The following is an 18,974-nucleotide window of genomic DNA, read 5'->3' as shown; positions in this document are numbered from 1 at the left end:
CCGTTACCGGGCCGCCGTGCCGAGCAGGATGCCGCGGTCGGCACGCCCGACCTCCAGCAGCCGCACCGGACAGCCCGCGGCGGCGAACGCCTCCTCGTACTCGGCCAGCGAGAAGAGGGCCAGATCCTGGTGGTCGACGAAGTGCCGGACGCCCTGCGGCTCGGAGACCAGGTAGTGCATGTCGACAAGCGACCGGCCCGCACGGGTGTACCAGCGGCCCATCCGGGAGATGGCCACGCCGGAACGCTCCACGCTCGCCGTGGCGAGCTGCCCGCCGTCCCAGCGTTCCCGCAGGATCCACGGCTCCACCAGGAGCACCCCGCCGGGTGCCAGGTGCGCGACCAGCCGGGCCGCCGCCGCGCGCAGGTCGTCCACCCCGCCCAGGTACGCGATCGAGCTGTACATCGAGCAGACCACGTCGAAGCGGCGGCCCAGGTCGAAGGTGCGCATGTCGGCCTCGTGCAGCGGGACGCCGTCCAGCTTGGCGCGGGCCACCTCAAGCATCGGCGCGGAGAGGTCGACGCCCGTACAGGCGAAGCTCTTGCTGAGGTGTCGCAGGTGCTCACCGGTGCCGCAGCCGACGTCGAGCAGGGTGGCCGGCCGGTCACCCTGCCGGTTGGCCAGGTCGCGGATCAGTTCGGCGTGCTCGGCATAGTCGTACAGGGCGCAGTAGACCCGGTCGTAGACCTCGGCCAGTTGACGGTCGTACACGTGGGTCACCTTTCGGTCAGCGGGCCTGGACCGTACGCCGGATGATCTGGCAGATGCCGGAGATCTCGGCCGCACCGATGGCGGTGCCGGTGGGCAGCGCCAGCACCCGCCGGGACAGGGCCTCCGAGTGGGGCAGCGGCAGCGGTGCGTGCACCTGCGGTGCCCGGCGGTAGGGCTCGGTCTGGTGGCAGCACGGGTGGAAGTACCGACGGGAGAGCACGTTCTCGCGCAGCAGGGCGTCGTGCACGTCGTCGCGGTCCACTCCGGAGACCCGCTCGTCGATCTCGACGACGACGTACTGGAGGTTGGACCGTTCGTCGCCGCCGGTGCCGGGGCGCAGACGGACCGCCGCCACCCCGTCGAGTTCCTTGTCGTACTGCTCGTAGTTGGCCCGGTTCGCGTCGATGATCGACTCCATCACCTCAAGGGAGGCGATGCCCATCGCCGCGGCGCCCTCGTTGAGCTTGCCGTTCGTGCCGACCGAGCCGACCTCGCGGTCGTCGCCGATGCCGAAGTTGCGCATCGCCCGGGCGGTACGCGCCAGCGCCTCGTCGTTGGTGACGATCGCCCCACCCTCGAAGCTGTTCACGAACTTCGTGGCGTGGAAGCTGAGCACCTCCGCGGCGCCGAAGCCGCCCAACGGCCGGTCGCCGATTGTGGAGCCGAGGCCGTGCGCCGCGTCGTAGACCACCGGGATGCCGTGCCGGTCCGCGACCGCGGCCAGGCCCTCGACGTCGCACGGCCGGCCGAAGACGTGCACCGGCAGGATGGCCCGGGTACGCGGCGTGATCAGCTGGGCGACGTGGGCCGGGTCGGCGTTGGCGGTGTCCGGGTCGATGTCGCAGAAGACCGGGACCACGCCGATCCAGCTCAGCGCGTGTGCGGTGGCGACCCAGGTAAACGACGGTACGATCACCTCGTCGCCCGGCCCGACGCCGAGCGCGCGGACGGCGATCTGCATGCCCACCGTGGCGTTGCAGACGGTCACGCAGTGACGGGTGCCGGTGACCGCGGCGAGCCGCTGCTCGAACTCCTCGCCGAGCGGGCCGGCGGTGAGCCAGCGCCGGTCCCACGCGGAGTCGACGAGTTCGTGGAACCGCTCGCGGTCACCGAGGTTCGGCCGCCCCACATGCAGGGGCTCGGAGAACATCGGCTGTGACATTGGCGCATCGTAGGTTCGGGCGCACCCCTAGCCTCAACCCCTGGCGAGTGGCCCGCGGCGACGGTGGAAGTCGGTGGAATCCCCTACCCGGCCCCTAATGCCGCGACTGCACTGCCGAGGTGGCGGGTCGTCCGATGTACTGGCCCGGCCGTACCCCACAGAGGAGTCGCCGTGACAGCCCTTCCGCTCACCTCAGCCCCGGAGGAAGCGATCGCGAAGCGCCTGGCCGCCTCGAGCACGATCGACCACCAGCCGATCGCCGACTTGACCGCGGTGCGCGCCTGGTACGCCGATCGCTGCCGAACGGACGTGGCCGAGGTCCGCCGCATCCCACTGGCCGAGCTGGTGGGCTGGCGCAGCGATCCGGCCACCGGGAACATCGTCCACGACAGCGGCCGGTTCTTCACCGTCGAGGGCGTGGAGGTGCACCACTCCGACGGGCCGGTGCCCAGCTGGAGCCAGCCGATCATCCACCAGCGGGAGATCGGCCTGCTCGGCATCCTGATCAAGGAGTTCGGCGGCGTCCTGCACTGTCTCATGCAGGCCAAGAACGAGCCCGGAAACTGCAACGGCGTGCAGCTCTCCCCGACGGTGCAGGCGACCCGGAGCAACTACACCCGGGTGCATCGCGGCAACCCGGTGCCCTACCTGGAGCACTTCCGGGCGGCGGCGGGGCGGCAGGTGGTCGCCGACGTGCTCCAGTCCGAGCAGGGTTCCTGGTTCTACCAGAAGCGCAACCGCAACATGGTGGTCGAGGTACGCGAGGACATCGAGGTGCTCGACGGCTTCCATTGGATGACCCTCGGCCAGGTGCACACGCTGCTCGCCGAGGACCATGTGATCAACATGGACGCCCGTACCGTGCTCTCCTGCCTGCCGTTCGCCACCGCGGGCCTGGCCGGCGACCTGGTGCCGGCCCCCGATTCGCCGGCCGCCCGGCTGGTCCGCTCGTGCAGCCCCGAGCAGGGCAGCCGGCACTCCACCGCCGAGGTGCTGAGCTGGATCACCGAGGCGCGTAGCCGGCACGAGTTGCGGGTGACCCGGATCCCGCTCAACCAGGTCCCGGACTGGGAGCGCCGACCCACCGGGATAGTGCATCGCGACGGCCGGTTCCTCAGCGTGGTCGCGGTCGACGTACGCGCCCACCACCGGGAGGTCGCCGCCTGGACCCAGCCGCTGATCGAGCCGCACGGCGTGGGCATCGCGGCCTTCTTCGTCCGCCCCTTCGACGGGGTGCTGCACGTGCTGGCCCGGGCCCGGGTCGAGCCGGGCTTCGTGCAGACCGTGGAACTGGGCCCGACGGTGCAGTGCACCCCGGAGAACTACGGCCGACCGCCCGGCGCCGACCGGCCGCGTTACCTCGACGACGTGCTCGCCGCGGCACCGGAGCGGATCCTCTACGACGCCGAGCTTTCCGAGGAGGGCGGCCGGTTCCTGCACGCCCGCAACCGGTACGTGGTGCTGGAGGTCGACGACGACTGGACCGGCCCGGCACCCGACGACCCGGACTTCCGGTGGCTGACGCTGCACCAGCTCGTCGAGTTGCTGCGCCACAGCCACTACGTCAACGTGCAGGCCCGCACGCTGGTGGCCTGCCTGCAGAGCCTGTTCACCCTGACGGGAGCGCACCGGTGAGCATTCCGTACACCCGGCTCGGCCGGACCGCGTTGCAGGTGAGCCGCCTCTGCCTGGGCACCCTGAACCTCGGCGTACGCACCACCGAGGAGGAGGCGTTCGAGCTGCTCGACGACGCGCTGGAACGGGGCGTCAACTTCGTCGACACCGCGAACCACTACGGTTGGCAGCGGCACAACGGCTACACCGAGGAGCTGCTCGGCCGCTGGTTCGCCGGCGGCGGCGGGCGGCGCGAGCGGGTGGTGCTCGGCACCAAGGTCTACCACCCGATGTCCGACCTGCCCAACGACCGGGGGCTCTCCGCCCGCAACATCATCGCCTCCTGCGAGGCGTCGCTGCGGCGGATGGGCACGGACTGGATCGACCTGTTCCAGATGCACCACGTCGACCGGGACGCCCCCTGGGACGAGGTGTGGCAGGCGATGGAGACGCTCACCCGGCAGGGCAAGATCCGCTACGTCGGCTCGTCCAACTTCGCGGGCTGGCACCTGGCCGCCGGCCAGGAGGCCGCCGCCCGGCGGCACTATCTCGGCATCGTCTCCGAGCAGTGCGTCTGGAACCTGGTGAGCCGGCACGTCGAGCTGGAACTGGTGCCGGCGGCCCAGCACTACGGCATCGGCGTGCTGGCCTGGTCGCCGCTGCACGGCGGCCTGCTCGGCGGGGCACTGCGCAAGCAGGCCGACGGCACGGCGGTGAAATCGGCGCAGGGCCGGGCCGTGGTGGCGCTGCGTACCCGGCACGCGGAGATCGCCGAGTACGAACGGCTCTGCGCCGAGGCGGGCCTGGACCCGGCCGAGGTGGGCACCGCCTGGGTGCTGGGCCGCCCCGGTCTGACCGCCGCGGTGATCGGCCCGCGCACCCGGGCGCACGTGGACTCCGCGATCCGGGCGCTGGACCTCACCCTCCCCGACGACCTGCTCAAGCGCCTGGACGAGCTGTTTCCCCCGATCGGAAACGGCGGCCCGGCCCCGGAGGCGTGGCTCGGCGGCTGACTCCCGGCCGACCGTGCGCGCGGCGCAGGTGCCGGCCGGGAGCCGACCAGCTGGTTACGCCCCGGCCCGCCGGGCCGCCGCGTGCTCGGCCCGGGCGGGTGCGCCCACCTCGTGCAGGTGCCGCAGCGCCTGGCGGTAGGAGTCGACCAGACCGGTCTGTTCGTACGGGACGCCGATCTCGGCGCAGTACGCCTGCACGATCGGTTGCGCCCGACGCAGGTTCGGCGTCGGCATGCCGGGGAAGAGGTGGTGCTCGATCTGGTAGTTCAAACCGCCGAGCGCCGCGTCGACAAGTGGGCCCCCGCGGACGTTACGGGAGGTCAACACCTGCTTGCGGAGGAAGTCCTCGGTGCCGGTCGGGTGCGGCATGCCCTTGTGGTTGGGAGCGAAGGTCAGGCCGAGGTAGACCCCGAACAGCGCCTGGTGCAGCACCAGGAAGGCGACGGCCTGTAGCGGCGTGAGCACGAGGAAGAGCGCGGCGAGGTAGCCGACGGCGTGCAGGACCAGCAGTACGCTCTCCGCCCCGCGTCGCTCCACCGTACCGTTGCGCAAGGCCTTGACGCTTGACACCTTCAGGCTGACGGCGAGCAGGGTGAGCAGCGGGAAGAAGAGCGCGGCCTGGTGCCTGGTGATGAAGCCCTTCAGCCCGCGCCGGCCGACGGCCGCCTCGGCGGCCCAGACCAGCACCTCGGGAGCCACATCCGGGTCGAGATCGTCGTGGTTGGGGTTGTTGTGGTGCCGGGTGTGCTTCTCCATCCACCAGCCGTAGCTCATCCCGACCCCGAGATTGCCGGCCAGCATCCCGGCCACCGCGCTCGGCCGTCTGGTGCGGAACACCTGGCGGTGCGCCAGGTCGTGGGCCACGAGTGCGACCTGGGCGAAGGCGACGGCGAGGAAGACCGCGGTGATCAGCTGCCACCAGGAGGAGCCGATCGCGAAGAAGACGGCCCAGCCGCCGAGGAACATGAGCGCGACGACGCCCAACCGGACGATGTAGTAGGCGGGCCGGCGGCGCATCAGTCCCGCGCCGGTGATCCGGCGGGACAGGACGGCGAAGTCGCTGCCGGTCGTCGTCTGCGACCGCGTCATTGTAGTCGTCATGCTTACAGCAGACCGGCTGCGGCGGGCGTCGTCAGGAGCGCTATCCCCTCCGCCGGCGTGGTGCTAGCACCACCGTGAGCCGGCGGTCGGGGTGCCGGGCCAGGGCGCTCGGGCCCCGCAGTACCGGCGTCCGGTGCCGGCCGCTCCCATCGTCAGGCCGCGGCGGCCAGGGCCTCGTACTCGGCGTCGGTGAGCCGCACCCGGGCGGCGGCCACGTTCTCCTCCAGGTGCGCCACCGTCGACGTGCCGGGGATCGGCAGCATGACGGGCGAGCGGCGCAGCAGCCAGGCGAGCGCGAGTTGGGCGGGCGTCGCGCCGTGTGCGGCCGAGATCTTGTCCAGCGGACCGCCCGGCCGGGCCAGCTCGCCGGTGGCGATCGGGAACCAGGGGATGAACGCGATGTCGTTGCCCTCGCAGTAGGTCAGCACGTCCTCGGCGGAGCGGTTGGCCACGTTGTAGAGGTTCTGCACCGAGGCGATCGGGGTGATCTCGCGGGCCGCCTCGATCTGCTCGACGGTGACCTCGGAGAGGCCGATGTGCCGGATCTTGCCCTCCTGCTTCAGCAGCACCAACTCGCCGACCTGGTCGGCCAGCGGCACCTTCCGGTCGATCCGGTGCAACTGGTAGAGCCCGATGCTCTCCAGGCCGAGGTGGCGCAGGCTCAGCTCACACTGCTGGCGCAGGTACTCCGGGCGGCCCACCGGCCGCCAGTCGCCCGGACCGCTGCGGGTCAGCCCGGCCTTCGTCGCGATGACCAGGTCGTCGGCGTACGGGTGCAGCGCCTCACGGATCAGCAGCTCGGAGACGAACGGCCCGTACGAGTCGGCGGTGTCGATGAAGGTCACCCCGAGTTCGTACGCCCGGCGCAGCACCCGGACCGCCTCGGCCGGGTCCTTCGGGTCGCCCCAGACCCCCGGCCCGGTGATCTGCATCGCCCCGTAGCCGAGCCGGTCGACGGTCAGCTCCCCGCCGATGCGGTACGTGCCGGAGTCCTTCGCGGGCCGTGTGCCGCTGTCACTCGCCATGTGTCTCCACAACCCCCACCATCTCGATCTTCCGCCCAGCGACCAATCTATCCCCGGGCCCCGACCGCTGCCGGCCAACGGCACAGCAGGACAGGGTGGTGGGGTGACGGGCGTCACTCTCGGTTCGGTGCAGAAAATTGTCCGGTAACCGCCGGTCGGGGACCCGCCGTCCGGCTCGGACGGCATACGATGCAGCGTGGCGGGCGATGGTAGCGCCCGGTGTTGGCGGATTGTTGTGGTGGAAGGAAGTGGATGGCGTGGCGGTACGGCAGGGCAAGGTCATTCGGTTCAACGTGGACAAAGGCTATGGATTTCTCGCGGCTGAGGGCGGTGACGAGGACGTCTTCCTGCACGCGTCGGTGCTCCGGGATGTGCATCCGCACGAGTTGCGGCCCGGCATGCTCCTCGAGTACGAGGCCGTCGAGGGCAACGACGGCACCCGGGCCGTGCTGGCCCGGCCGGTCAACGGCGTGGAGGTCGTCTCGCGTCCGGTCGCCGGGGTCGACTCGTCGGACGCGGACACCTGCGACGTCGTCGTGCGCTCGGAATACGAACGCTTCGTGACCGACCTGCTCCTCTCGTCGTCGTCGAACCTGACCACGGGCGAGGTGCTGAAGATCCGCTCGGGCCTGGTCCGCTACGCGCTCGACCGCAAGTGGTTGGACGCCTGACGGCGACACGCCCGACACACAATCTGGTGTTGCCATCGGCGCATCGCACCCAGATATGGTGTCACCCGTAGCTGGTTCGACCATCAAGCCGTGGTGGTCGAGGCAAGAGGGAACCCGGTGCGAGTCCGGGACTGCCCCGCAGCGGTGAGTGGGAACGACCGCCGTCAACGAAGCACTGGACCGCGAGGTCTGGGAAGCGACGGCCAGTAGGCGACCTTCGGGTCCTGCCCGCGAGTCCGAAGACCTGCCAGCGCGCCGCACGCGTCGCGTGCGGCGGTCGAAGGCCGCGCGGGACGGCCGACGCCCTCAGCCGGTCGGCCATGGCGTGCCGTGGCAGACCGGCGGCGTCCCTTCCGCGCGTCCCTCGACCTCCGGGGACAGGTGCGAGGAGGGGAAACCGTGACGGTGACCCAGGAACAGGCGGGGCCGGAGCAGCGCCGGCACGCGATGCGGGTCCGTAAGCGCAACGGCGACACCGAGCCGGTCGACGTCAACAAGATCGTCAGGGCGGTGGAGCGCTGGGTCGCCGATCTCGACGAGGTCGACCCGCTGCGGGTGGCGACGAAGACGATAAGCGGCCTGTACGACGGCGCCACCACGGCCGAGCTGGACAAGCTCTCCATCCAGACCGCGGCCGAGCTGATCGGCGAGGAGCCGCAGTACTCGAAGCTGGCCGCTCGGCTGCTCGCCGCGTTCGTGGACAAGGAGGTCCGCGGGCAGCAGGTGGCGAGCTTCAGCCAGTCGATCCGGTACGCGCACGGCCTGGGCCTGATCGGGGACGCCACCGCGGCGTTCGTGGCCGCCAACGCGCGCAAGCTGGACGACGCCGTCGACCCGGACGGTGACCTGCGGTTCGAGTACTTCGGCCTGCGTACGGTCGCCGACCGGTACCTGCTGCGGCATCCGCAGACCCGCCTGGTGGTGGAGACGCCGCAGTACTGGCTGCTGCGGGTCGCCTGCGGGCTGTCGCAGACGCCGGGCGAGGCGATCGGTTTCTACCGGCTGATGTCCAGCCTGGCGTACCTGCCGAGTTCGCCGACGCTGTTCAACTCCGGCACCCGGCACACCCAGATGTCGTCCTGCTTCCTGGTCGACTCGCCCCGCGACGAACTCGACTCGATCTACGAGCGGTACCACCAGGTGGCGAAGCTGTCCAAGTTCTCCGGCGGCATCGGCATCTCCTGGTCCCGGGTACGCGGCCGGGGCGCGTTGATCAGAGGAACCAACGGCCGGTCGAACGGCATCGTGCCGTTCCTCAAGACGCTTGACGCCGGGGTGGCGGCGGTCAACCAGGGTGGCCGTCGCAAGGGCGCGGCCTGCGTCTACCTCGAACCGTGGCACCCGGACATCGAGGAGTTCCTGGAGCTGCGGGACAACACCGGCGAGGAGTCCCGGCGTACGCACAACCTGAACCTGGCCAACTGGATCCCGGACGAGTTCATGCGGCGGGTCGAGGCCGACGGCGAGTGGTCGCTTATCGACCCCTCCGACGCGCCCGAGCTGCCCGACCTGTTCGGCGAGGCGTTCGACGAGGCGTACCGGGCGGCGGAGAAGAAGGCCGTCCGGACGGTCAAGGCCCGCGAGCTGTACGGGCGGATGATGCGTACCCTCGCCCAGACCGGCAACGGCTGGATGACCTTCAAGGACGCGGCGAACCGGCTCTCCAACCAGACCGGCGCGCCGGGCAACACCATCCACCTGTCGAACCTCTGCACCGAGATCCTGGAGGTCAACGACGACACCGAGACCGCGGTCTGCAACCTCGGCTCGGTCAACCTGGGCGCACACGTCACCGCCGACGGCGTCGACTGGGAGAAGCTGCGCGCCACCGTACGCACCGCGGTGGTCTTCCTCGACCGCGTGATCGACATCAACTACTACCCGGCCGAGCAGGCGGCGGCGTCGAACCCGCGCTGGCGTCCGGTCGGCCTCGGGCTGATGGGCCTCCAGGACGCCTTCTTCACCCTGCGCCTGCCGTTCGACTCGGCACCAGCCCGGGAACTGTCGACCCGGGTGCAGGAGGAGATCTTCCTGACCGCGCTGGAGACCTCGGCCGGGCTCGCCGAACGGTTCGGCCCGCATCCGGCGTACCCGCAGACCCGGGCGGCAGAGGGTGAGCTGCATCCGGACCTCTGGGGTGCCGACGTCGGCCAGCCCGAGCGGTGGGCCGCGCTGCGCGAGCGGGTCGCCACCCACGGCCTGCGGAACTCGCTGCTTGTCGCGATCGCGCCGACCGCCACCATCGCCTCGATCGCCGGCTGCTACGAGTGCATCGAGCCGCAGGTGTCCAACCTGTTCAAGCGCGAGACGATGTCCGGCGAGTTCCTCCAGATCAACACCTACCTGGTCGGTGAGCTTAAGGCGCGCGGACTCTGGACGGCGCCGATCCGCGAGCAGATCAAGCGCGCCGAAGGATCGGTGCAGGCCATCGCCGAGCTGCCCGAGGAGGTACGCGAGCTGTTCCGTACCGCGTGGGAGCTACCGCAGCGGGCCCTGATCGACCTGGCTGCCGCCCGCGCCCCCTACATCGACCAGTCGCAGTCGCTGAACCTGTTCCTGAGCGCGCCGACAATCGGCAAGCTCTCCTCGATGTACCTCTACGCCTGGAAGTCCGGGCTGAAGACCACCTACTACCTGCGCTCGCGCCCCGCGACCCGCATCCAGCAGGCCACCGTCGCCGTCACCCCGGCCGCCCGGCCGATCGTCGCGGTGACCGACGACGAGGCGTTGGCCTGCTCCCTGGAAAACCCCGAAAGCTGCGAGGCGTGCCAGTGACCACCGTTTCCGAACCCAGCACCGGCGTACGGCACCTGCTGCTCGACCCCGGCATGGACCTGACCCTGCGGCCGATGCGCTACCCGCAGTTCTTCGACAGGTTCAAGGACGCCATCAAGAACACCTGGACCGTCGAGGAGGTCGACCTGCACGCCGACCTCGCCGACCTGGCCAAGCTGTCGCCGGCCGAGCAGCACCTGGTCTCCCGGCTGGTCGCCTTCTTCGCCACCGGCGACACGATCGTCGCCAACAACCTGGTGCTCAACCTCTATCAGCACGTCAACTCCCCGGAGGGCAGGCTCTACCTGTCCCGGCAGCTGTTCGAGGAGGCGGTGCACGTTCAGTTCTACCTGAACCTGCTGGACACCTACGTCCCGGACGAGCGGGAACGGTTCGCGGCGTTCGCGGCGGTGGAGAACATCCCCTCGATCGCCCGCAAGGCCGAGTTCTGCTTCAAGTGGATCGACTCCATCTTCGAGCTGCGCGAGTTGAAGACGCGGGACGATCGGCGGGCGTTCCTGCTCAACCTGATCTGTTTCGCCGCCTGCATCGAGGGGCTCTTCTTCTACGGCGCCTTCGCCTACGTCTACTTCCTGCGCTCCCGGGGCCTGCTGCACGGCCTGGCCTCCGGCACCAACTGGGTGTTCCGCGACGAGTCGATGCACATGGCCTTCGCCTTCGACGTGGTCGACACCGTACGCGCCGAGGAGCCGGACCTCTTCGACGCCGACGTGGAGCGGCAGGTGCGCGAGATGCTGGCCGAGGCGGTGGAGTGCGAGGTCCAGTTCGCTGCGGACCTGCTTGAGCAGGGCGTCTCCGGAATGTCGCTTGCCGACATGCGGGAGTACCTCCAGCACGTGGCCGACCGACGGCTGGCCGTGCTCGGCATCGAGCCGATGTACGGCTCGAAGAACCCGTTCGCCTTCATGGAGTTGCAGGACGTGCAGGAGCTGTCGAACTTCTTCGAGCGCCGCGTCTCGGCGTACCAGGTCGGCGTGACCGGCTCGGTCACCTTCGACGACGACTTCTGACCGGTCGCAGCACCGCTGCTGTCCCGGGCGACGCCGTCGCCCGGGACAGCGCGCGTGGATCGGCCGCGCTGCTGCGCCGACCCACCCACGTCATGCATCGGGGAGCGGCCGTTCGGGACACCATAGGCGTCGATATTGCCGATAAGATCGACGACGGTCGTACCGTCTGCTGACACACGGGGGTCTCGATGGGAATTCGGCAAGGCATCGCCGGAGTGGTGGCCGTGGCCTCGGTGGCGGCTGGCGTGACCGCCCTACCGCCTGGTGCCTCGGCGGCGGCAGCGGCTGCGCGGGACGCCGAGGTGGGCCCGCCCTGCGTCCGCGAGGATCTGCCGATACCCGCCGGGTCGTGGCAGCGGATCACGGTCACCCATGCCGATCCCAGCGGCCGGTTCCAGCTCGCGTACGGGACGGACACCTCCTGGCGCGACCATGTCATCCGATGGGACAACGGCGTGCCGACCAACCTCGGCACACCGCCGGGCGGGCTGAAGGAGATCAACGAGCAGGGCGACTTCGTCGGCAACACCTACTCCGAGGACGGGCTGTACCGCAGCACGGCGTGGCGGTACTCCGCCGGGCAGGTCACCACGCTGCCGGGCCTGCCCGACAGCGTGCAGACCATCGCGAGCGCCATCGCCGGGGACGGCACCGTGGCCGGGTGGGTGCGGTCCGCCAACGGGCAGCCGACGGCGGTGACCTGGGCGCCGGACAACACCGTACGGGCACTGCCGGGCGCCGGCGGGAGCCGGGCGATCGACATCGACGCCCACGGAACCGTGCTCGGCTACCTGGCCGAGAAGCCGGTGCGCTGGGCGCCCAACGCCGAGCCGGAGCTGCTGCCCGGCTATGCGGCCGGCCCGGACACGTTCTGGGAACTGACCGGGATCAGTGCGGGTGTGGTGGTGGGCCAGGAACACAACGAGCCCCGGCCGGTCGCTCTGGTGTGGGCGCCCGGCGCGGCCCCGGTCCTGATCGCCGAGGGGTCGGTGACGCGTGCGGTGAACGCGCGCGGCTCGGTCGCGTACGGGCAGATCTACGAGAACCGGCTGTGGCTCCGGCAGGACGGCGTCGACCGGGAGCTGCCGTTCGGTCCGTCGCCCTTCCCGATCGCCACCATCACCGCGCTCACCGACGACGACATCGCGTACGGCACCCACGGGTCGACCCCGGTCCGGTGGATCTGCGCCTGACCCGGCCGGTCCAGCTGCACCGGGTGGCGGCAGCCGGCGTTCCCACCGGGGCACTTCGAGGGACGGCCCTGATCAAAGGTCAGGGCTGCCAGGCGGCGACGACGTCGTCCGGCCCCCAGAGCACGTCCACGGCGTCGGCGGGCAGATCGGCTCCGGATCGGGTGACCGCGATCAGGCCGGTTCGTGACTCGTCGAAGCCGGGAACGTGCCTGGCGCCTTCCTGTAGCTTGCGGAGATCGCGGCGGTCGAGTGGAGTTCCCAGCCACTTCAGCGTGCCGCAGAAGTGGACGTGGGCGGCGGGGGATGCCTGGTCGGCGCCGACCAGATCGATCTCGGGGTTGAACTGTCGGTTCCACCAGCCCCCGACGGTCTGGACATCCGGCCACGGCAGGGCACCGGTGACCGCGGCCTGTTCCAGTGAGGTACGCACGAGCGGTTCGACCGCCCGGCCCCGCCAGGAGCTCCACCGGATCTGGAACAAGCGGTAGCCGGCGTCGGCCCGGCCGCGCTGGGTCAGGTTCTGCACGTCGCGCAGAATGCCGAGGTAGAGTCGCAGGCTCGTGTCCGCGATCCGGTAGAGAGCGGGTTTGCCGCGCCCTGTGGCCAGGGGCTCGTCGGCGGCGAGGACCTGTTTCTCGACGGTGAGTTGTCGCAGCAGCGGCGACAGGGTGCCGGAACTGATCGGACCGCTGCGGCTGCCGGCGATGTCGGCGATCTTGGCGAACGCTCGGGTGTCGCCGCCGACGGCTTCGATGACCCGTCGGGCCACGTCCGGGTTGGGGAACTCGGCCGACAGGGATTGCTCTGGCAGGGCGAACAGCGGCGAGGCGGGGTCGGCGCACTCGTCGCGTAGGTAGTCCTCGGCGGGGGTACCAACCGGCCAGCGGAGCAGGATGCCGGGCAGGCCGCCGGTGATCAGGTGCGCGTCGATGGCGTCGGACCCGGGTAGCCCGGTCGCTGCGGCTGTTTCGGCGAGGTTCAGTGGCCCGAGGGTGAGGTTGTCAGCGCGCCCGTAGAACGGCCGATCGTAGGCGGTGAGGCGCTGCATCATGTGCAGGTCACTGCCGAGGAGCAGGAGCAGGACAGGACGGCGGGACAGCAGACGGTCCCAGGCGACCTGGAGGTGCCCGTCGAAGGTGTCGTCCTGTTCGGCAAGCCATGGCAGTTCGTCGAGGACGACGATGCTGGGCTGCTCCGGAAGCGCCGCGGCGAGAATGCGGAGCATGTCACCCCACCCGCCGGCCGGTGCGCTGGCCGGCAGCAGGTTGGCGTCGTTGGGCAGGTCGGACTCGGCCAGGGCGGTGAGGAACTGGTTGGTCGACTCGGTGATCGATGCGCCCTTGACCGCAGTGAAGTAGACGTAGGGCAGCCCGGCCCGGTCGCAAAGCTCTTGAACGAGACGAGACTTGCCGACCTGGCGGCGACCGCGCAGGGCGACGGCGATACCGCGTCCCGTGCGGGTGACCTGGTCGACCCGCTTGCTCAGGAGAGCGAGTTCGGTGCGTCGACCGACGAACACGGATGCTCCTAAGGTAGATGTAATCTACGTAGAACAAATCTACATCATGGGTGTCCGCCTCAGGTTGATGGTGTCGCACGACCCGTCAGAGGTTCCGCTGATGCCGGGCTTGACCTTGACGCAGCGTCAACCCCGCATGCTGACGCCATGTCCACCGAACTCCAGAAAACCGAGCAGGTCCGCGGGCCGGCGATCCAGGTCCAGGGCCTGACGAAGTCATACCAGCAACTGAATGTGCTGCGCGGGGTCGACTTCGCCGTCGCCCGGGGCAGCATCTTCGCCCTGCTCGGCTCCAACGGCGCCGGCAAGACCACGGTCGTGCGGATCCTCGCCACGCTGCTCAAGCCGGACGCGGGAACGGTGAACGTCAACGGCTTCGACGTCGTCCGGCAGGCGGCGAAGGTACGGGAGTCGATCAGCCTGACCGGACAGTTCGCGGCCGTCGACGAGATCCTCAGCGGGCGGGAGAACCTGGTGCTGATCGCCCGGTTGCGGCAACTGGGCAATCCCGGCCGGGTCGCCGATGATCTGCTGACCCGCTTCGCCCTGACCGACGCGGCCGGCCGGCGGGTGTCGACGTACTCGGGCGGCATGCGCCGCCGCCTCGACATCGCGATGAGCCTGATCGGGAACCCGCCGGTGATCTTCCTGGACGAACCGACGACCGGGCTCGACCCGCAGGCCCGGCTGGAGGTGTGGCAGGCCGTCCGGGAACTCGCCCGGCAGGGTACGACGGTGCTGCTCACCACGCAGTATCTCGACGAGGCCGAACAGCTCGCCGACCGGATCGCGATCCTGCACGCAGGGCGCATCATCGCCGACGGCACCCTCGCCGAACTCAAGCAGCTACTGCCTCCGGCCAAGGTCGAGTACGTCGAGAAACAGCCGACCCTGGAGGAGATCTTCCTCGCCATCATCGGCGACGCGCGCACCGGCGCAGTCACCAGCCCCGACGGTACGAGCAACTGAGGACTATCGATGAACAAGCACTTCTTCGGCGACACCGCTGCCCTGGTGGGACGCTCCCTGCGCCACGTCAGCCGTAGCCCGGACACCATCATCACCACCGCGATCACGCCGATCGCCATGTTGCTGCTCTTCGTCTACGTCTTCGGCGGCGCCATCCAGACCGGGTCGGACAGCTACGTGAACTATCTGCTGCCCGGCATCCTGCTGATCACGGTCGCCACCGGCATCACCTACACCGCGTACCGGCTCTTCCTGGACCTGAAGGGCGGCATCTTCGAGCGGTTCCTCTCCCTGCCGATCGCCCGCGCGTCGGTGCTCTGGGCGCACGTGCTGACCTCGCTGGTCGCCAACCTGATCTCGCTCGTGCTGGTGGTGCTGGTCGCCCTCGTCATGGGCTTCCGCTCGGGAGCCGGCGTGCTGGGCTGGCTCGCGGTGGCCGGCATCATGATCCTGTTCACCCTCGCGCTGACCTGGCTCGCGGTCATCCCGGGCCTGACCGCGAAGTCGGTGGAGGGCGCGAGCGCATTCTCCTATCCGCTCATCTTCCTGCCCTTCATCAGCTCGGCCTTCGTACCCACGCAGAGCATGCCCGGCCCGGTGCGCGCCTTCGCCGAGCACCAGCCGGTGACCTCCATCGTCAACGCGATTCGCGGCTTGTTCGCCGAGCAGCAGGTCGGTGGTGACCTCTGGCTCGCCCTCGCCTGGTGTGCCGGCCTCCTCGTCGTCGCCTACGGTGCCGCCATGGCCGTCTACCACCGCCGGGTCGACTGAGCCGGGTCCGGGTGGGGCAGGCTGAGGCCATGCTGACGATCGGACGACTGGCCTCCTACGCCGGGGTGACCATCCGCGCGGTGCGGCACTACCACCAGATCGGACTGCTTCCGGAGCCGGAGCGCGACGCCTCCGGCTACCGGACCTACGACGCAGCGGCCGTCGTACGACTCATCCGGATCCGGACCCTGGCCGAGGCCGGCGTCCCGCTGGCCCGGGTGCGCCAGCTGCTCGACGCCGACCCGGAGACCTTCGCCGCCGCGACCGCCGAGATCGACCGGCAGCTGCGTACCCAGATCCGTACGCTCCAGGAACACCGGCGGCGGATCGCCCGGCTGGGCTACGGCGACTCCCTGGCCGTCCCCGCGGAGGTGGTCGACTACCTGGACCGGCTGCGGGACATCGGAGCACCGGCGGCCGTCGTCGAGGGGGAGCGCGACGCGTGGATTCTCATGGCGGCGCGCTGGCCGGAAGCGATCCCGACGTTCATGGCCGACAAGGTGGCCCAGCTGGGCAACCCGAAGATCGTCCGGCTGTACCAGCTCCTCGGTCGGATCGCGGAGAACTGGGCGGACGACGAGCTGCTGCGCGAGACGGCCGACCTGATCTGCGAACTGAACGAGGCGGCTGCGGCCCACGGCGGACTGGAGCAGCAGGACGAAATCATGCCCGACCCGGCGTTCATCGGCCTGATGGACTCGTTCGCCGATGCCGCGCACCCCGCTGTCGCCCGGCTGCGGGAGCTGATCGCCGAACGTGGCTGGACCGGCTGGACCCGGGCGACGAAGCGCGGAGCGTGACAGCGTGGCCCGGACACCGCACGGCCCGTACGATGACCGGTGGTGCTGGTTCGACCATCGGTCCACGGTGGTCGAGGCAAGAGGGAACCCGGTGCGAGTCCGGGACTGCCCCGCAGCGGTGAGTGGGAACGACCGCCGTCAACGAAGCACTGGACCGCGAGGTCTGGGAAGCGACGGCCAGTAGGCGACCTTCGGGTCACGCCCACGAGTCCGAAGACCTGCCAGCGCCGCGCACACCGCCGGTGTGCGCCGCCGGCGGTCTCGTGGGAGGGCCGAAGCGGAAGCCGGTACGCAGGCGCGTACCCGCCTTCCCCTCCCGTGCCGCCGGGCACTTCGAGGGAAGGACACCCTGGTGAGCACCGCATTCGGGCAGAGCACCGTGCTCGGCTATCCGCGCATCGGCGCGAACCGTGAGCTGAAGAAGGCCGTCGAGGCGTACTGGGCCGGCACCGTCGACGCGGACGGTCTGGCGGACACCGCCGCCCGGCTCCGCGCCGAGGTCTGGCGGACGCTGCGCGACGCCCGCCTCGACGCGATCCCGTCGAACACCTTCTCCCACTACGACCACGTCCTCGACACCGCCGTCGCGGTCGGCGCGATCCCCACCCGCTTCGCCCGGCTGGGCCTCTCCGCGCTGGACACCTACTTCGCCATGGCCCGTGGCGTCGACGCCGAGCCGGCGCTGGAACTGACCAAGTGGTTCGACACCAACTACCACTACCTGGTGCCGGAGATCGACACCGACACCGTCTTCACGCCGAATCCGGTCAAGCCGCTGGACGAGTACGCGCAGGCGCGCGACCTGGGCATCGCCACCCGACCGGTACTCGTCGGCCCGGCCACGTTCCTGCTGCTGGCCAAGGGCGACGATCCCTTCGCCCGCCTCGACGACCTGGTTGAGACGTACGCCGGGATCCTCACCGCGCTGGCCGACGCGGGCGTGGCCTGGGTACAGCTGGACGAGCCGGCCTACGTCGCCGACCGCAGCCCGGCCGAGATCGAGGCGCTGCGCCGGGCCTACACCCGGCTCGGTCGGCTCGAACACCGGCCGCGCATCTTCGTGGCGACCTACTTCGGTGAGCTGGGCGACGCGCTGCCTGCCCTGCTGGACACCCCGGTCGAGGCGATCGGCCTCGACCTCGTCGCCGGGCCGGGCAACGTCCGGCGGCTCGCCGCCGCCGGCCCGCTGGGCGGCCGGACCATCGTCGCCGGCCTGGTGGACGGCCGCAACATCTGGCGTACCGACCTGCGGGCCGCCGTGGCCGCCGGGGCGACGGTCGCCGGGCTGGCCGACCACGTTGCGGTCGCCACCTCCTGTTCGTTGCTGCACGTCCCGGTGGACCTCTCCGCCGAGACCCGCCTCGACCCGCAGCTGGCCGAGCGGCTCGCGTTCGCCCGGCAGAAGGTCGACGAGGTGGTTATGCTCGGCCGCGCGCTGCGCGACGGCACCACCGCGCTACCCGCGCCGCCACCGGCCGCCCCGGCCGCCTGGCGCCACGACGACGTACGCGGACGCCTCGCCGCGCTGCGCCCCACCGACCGGCGGCGCGGCGACTATCCCACCCGGGCCGCCCGGCAGCAGGACCGCCTGGGGCTGCCGGAACTGCCGACCACCACGATCGGGTCGTTTCCGCAGACCGCCGAGCTGCGCCAGGCCCGCGCCGCGCACCGGGCGGGCAGCCTCGACGACGCGGGCTACCGGGCCCGGATGCGTGCCGAGGTCGAACACGTCATCCGACTCCAGGAGAAGCTGGGGCTGGACGTGCTCGTGCACGGCGAACCGGAACGCAACGACATGGTGCAGTATTTCGGTGAGCAGCTCGACGGCTTCGCCGCCACCGAGCACGGCTGGGTGCAGTCCTACGGCTCCCGCTGCGTCCGCCCACCGATCATCTACGGCGACGTGGCCCGGAAGATGCCGATGACGGTCGACTGGTCGATCTACGCGCAGTCGCTTACCGGCAAGCCGGTCAAGGGCATGCTCACCGGCCCGGTCACCATCCTGGCCTGGTCGTTCGTCCGCACCGACCAGCCGCTCGCGGCCACCGCCGACCAGGTCGCGCTCGCCCTGCGCGACGAGTGCCGCGATCTGGAGTCCGCCGGGATCCGGGTCATCCAGGTCGACGAACCGGCGCTGCGCGAGACACTGCCGCTACGCCGGGCCGACCAGCAGGCGTACCTGGACTGGGCGGTCGGCGCGTTCCGCCTGGCCACCAGCGGCGTCGCCGACGACACCCAGATCCACACCCACCTCTGCTACTCCGAGTTCGGCGAGGTGATCACCGCAATCGACGCGCTCGACGCGGACGTCACAAGCATCGAGGCGTCCCGCTCCAAAATGGAGGTGCTCGAAGACCTCGCCGCGATCGGCTACGGCCGGGGCGTCGGCCCCGGCGTCTGGGACATCCACTCGCCCCGGGTGCCGCCGCGTGACGAGGTGGTCGAGGCGCTACGCCGCGCCGTCGCGGCCGTCCCGGCCCGGCGGCTCTGGGTCAACCCGGACTGCGGCCTGAAGACGCGCGGCTACCCGGAGGTCGAGGCGTCGCTGCGGCACCTGGTCGCCGCCGCGGCCGAGGTACGCGGCGACTGACCGGTCCCCGGCGGGCGGCGTGCCGCCCA

15 protein-coding genes and 2 riboswitches are annotated in these 18,974 nt (G+C 70.5%); of the genes, 10 read left to right on the top strand and 5 right to left on the bottom strand.

Annotated features, from left to right (window positions below; genetic code table 11):
- Positions 1-3: 3 nt before the first annotated feature.
- Positions 4-720, bottom strand: coding sequence for a class I SAM-dependent DNA methyltransferase (locus tag AC507J_RS13415; RefSeq protein ID WP_496289464.1), 717 nt, complete (start codon positions 718-720; stop codon positions 4-6).
- Between the two features lie 7 nt (positions 721-727).
- Positions 728-1,873 carry a DegT/DnrJ/EryC1/StrS family aminotransferase gene (locus AC507J_RS13410; RefSeq protein WP_496289463.1) on the bottom strand — a complete coding sequence of 382 codons (1,146 nt, stop codon included), beginning with the start codon at positions 1,871-1,873 and terminating at the stop codon, positions 728-730.
- Between the two features lie 171 nt (positions 1,874-2,044).
- Here AC507J_RS13410 and AC507J_RS13405 point away from each other — a divergent pair, with 171 nt between their 5' ends.
- Together AC507J_RS13405 and AC507J_RS13400 are read left to right on the top strand one after the other, a co-directional pair.
- Positions 2,045-3,508 (top strand): NDP-hexose 2,3-dehydratase family protein, encoded by a 1,464-nt coding sequence (locus tag AC507J_RS13405; RefSeq protein ID WP_496289462.1) that lies wholly within the window; start codon positions 2,045-2,047, stop codon positions 3,506-3,508.
- A 2-nt stretch (positions 3,509-3,510) separates the two neighbouring features.
- Positions 3,511-4,500 (top strand): aldo/keto reductase, encoded by a 990-nt coding sequence (locus AC507J_RS13400; RefSeq protein ID WP_496289484.1) that lies wholly within the window; start codon positions 3,511-3,513, stop codon positions 4,498-4,500.
- A 54-nt stretch (positions 4,501-4,554) separates the two neighbouring features.
- Here the strand turns inward: AC507J_RS13400 and AC507J_RS13395 are convergent, their stop codons facing one another.
- Positions 4,555-5,589, bottom strand: a complete 1,035-nt coding sequence (locus AC507J_RS13395) for a fatty acid desaturase family protein (RefSeq protein WP_496289461.1) — start codon at positions 5,587-5,589, stop codon at positions 4,555-4,557.
- Between the two features lie 164 nt (positions 5,590-5,753).
- The gene (locus AC507J_RS13390) at positions 5,754-6,626 is read right to left on the bottom strand and encodes an aldo/keto reductase (RefSeq protein ID WP_496289460.1); all 873 of its coding nucleotides are present in this window, start codon (positions 6,624-6,626) and stop codon (positions 5,754-5,756) included.
- Positions 6,627-6,883: 257 nt separating this feature from the next.
- On the opposite strand from AC507J_RS13390, the gene AC507J_RS13385 reads away from it, so the two are divergent.
- The 4 genes from AC507J_RS13385 to AC507J_RS13370 all read left to right on the top strand — a co-directional run bounded on the left by AC507J_RS13385 (position 6,884) and on the right by AC507J_RS13370 (position 12,296).
- Positions 6,884-7,297, top strand: coding sequence for a cold-shock protein (locus AC507J_RS13385; RefSeq protein ID WP_496289459.1), 414 nt, complete (start codon positions 6,884-6,886; stop codon positions 7,295-7,297).
- A gap of 55 nt (positions 7,298-7,352) precedes the next feature.
- Positions 7,353-7,563: riboswitch (cobalamin riboswitch) on the top strand.
- 181 nt (positions 7,564-7,744) lie between these two features.
- Positions 7,745-10,072, top strand: a complete 2,328-nt coding sequence (locus AC507J_RS13380) for a ribonucleoside-diphosphate reductase subunit alpha (protein WP_496289483.1) — start codon at positions 7,745-7,747, stop codon at positions 10,070-10,072.
- Between the two features lie 53 nt (positions 10,073-10,125).
- Entirely contained in the window at positions 10,126-11,103 is a 978-nt protein-coding gene (locus tag AC507J_RS13375; protein WP_496289482.1) for a ribonucleotide-diphosphate reductase subunit beta, read from the top strand.
- 188 nt (positions 11,104-11,291) lie between these two features.
- Complete coding sequence (locus AC507J_RS13370; protein ID WP_496289458.1) at positions 11,292-12,296, top strand: hypothetical protein; 1,005 nt, start codon at positions 11,292-11,294, stop codon at positions 12,294-12,296.
- A 79-nt stretch (positions 12,297-12,375) separates the two neighbouring features.
- Here AC507J_RS13370 and AC507J_RS13365 read toward each other — a convergent pair whose 3' ends face one another.
- Entirely contained in the window at positions 12,376-13,815 is a 1,440-nt protein-coding gene (locus AC507J_RS13365) for an ATP-binding protein (protein WP_496289457.1), read from the bottom strand.
- Positions 13,816-13,962: 147 nt separating this feature from the next.
- On the opposite strand from AC507J_RS13365, the gene AC507J_RS13360 reads away from it, so the two are divergent.
- From AC507J_RS13360 to metE, 4 genes are all read left to right on the top strand, one after another.
- Positions 13,963-14,784, top strand: coding sequence for an ABC transporter ATP-binding protein (locus AC507J_RS13360; protein WP_496289456.1), 822 nt, complete (start codon positions 13,963-13,965; stop codon positions 14,782-14,784).
- 9 nt (positions 14,785-14,793) lie between these two features.
- Positions 14,794-15,555: an ABC transporter permease gene (locus tag AC507J_RS13355; RefSeq protein ID WP_496289455.1), complete on the top strand. Its 762-nt coding sequence runs from the start codon at positions 14,794-14,796 to the stop codon at positions 15,553-15,555.
- A 29-nt stretch (positions 15,556-15,584) separates the two neighbouring features.
- The gene (locus tag AC507J_RS13350; RefSeq protein ID WP_496289454.1) at positions 15,585-16,355 is read left to right on the top strand and encodes a MerR family transcriptional regulator; all 771 of its coding nucleotides are present in this window, start codon (positions 15,585-15,587) and stop codon (positions 16,353-16,355) included.
- Positions 16,356-16,384: 29 nt separating this feature from the next.
- Positions 16,385-16,595: riboswitch (cobalamin riboswitch) on the top strand.
- 112 nt (positions 16,596-16,707) lie between these two features.
- Entirely contained in the window at positions 16,708-18,945 is a 2,238-nt protein-coding gene (metE, locus tag AC507J_RS13345; RefSeq protein ID WP_496289453.1) for a 5-methyltetrahydropteroyltriglutamate--homocysteine S-methyltransferase, read from the top strand.
- Positions 18,946-18,974 lie beyond the last annotated feature (29 nt).

This window comes from Micromonospora sp. PRAS1 (assembly GCF_059553435.1).
This window is presented reverse-complemented; position numbering and strand designations above follow the sequence as displayed.

Excerpts from the sequence above, each read along its gene's own strand:
- AC507J_RS13410 (WP_496289463.1), bottom strand. The coding sequence starts at position 1,873 with ATGTCACAGCCGATGTTCTCCGAGCCCCTGCATGTGGGGCGGCCGAAC.
- AC507J_RS13395 (WP_496289461.1), bottom strand. The coding sequence starts at position 5,589 with ATGACGCGGTCGCAGACGACGACCGGCAGCGACTTCGCCGTCCTGTCC.
- AC507J_RS13390 (WP_496289460.1), bottom strand. The coding sequence starts at position 6,626 with ATGGCGAGTGACAGCGGCACACGGCCCGCGAAGGACTCCGGCACGTAC.
- AC507J_RS13380 (WP_496289483.1), top strand. The coding sequence starts at position 7,745 with ATGCGGGTCCGTAAGCGCAACGGCGACACCGAGCCGGTCGACGTCAAC.
- AC507J_RS13375 (WP_496289482.1), top strand. The coding sequence starts at position 10,126 with ATGGACCTGACCCTGCGGCCGATGCGCTACCCGCAGTTCTTCGACAGG.
- AC507J_RS13370 (WP_496289458.1), top strand. The coding sequence starts at position 11,292 with ATGGGAATTCGGCAAGGCATCGCCGGAGTGGTGGCCGTGGCCTCGGTG.
- AC507J_RS13360 (WP_496289456.1), top strand. The coding sequence starts at position 13,963 with ATGTCCACCGAACTCCAGAAAACCGAGCAGGTCCGCGGGCCGGCGATC.
- AC507J_RS13355 (WP_496289455.1), top strand. The coding sequence starts at position 14,794 with ATGAACAAGCACTTCTTCGGCGACACCGCTGCCCTGGTGGGACGCTCC.
- AC507J_RS13350 (WP_496289454.1), top strand. The coding sequence starts at position 15,585 with ATGCTGACGATCGGACGACTGGCCTCCTACGCCGGGGTGACCATCCGC.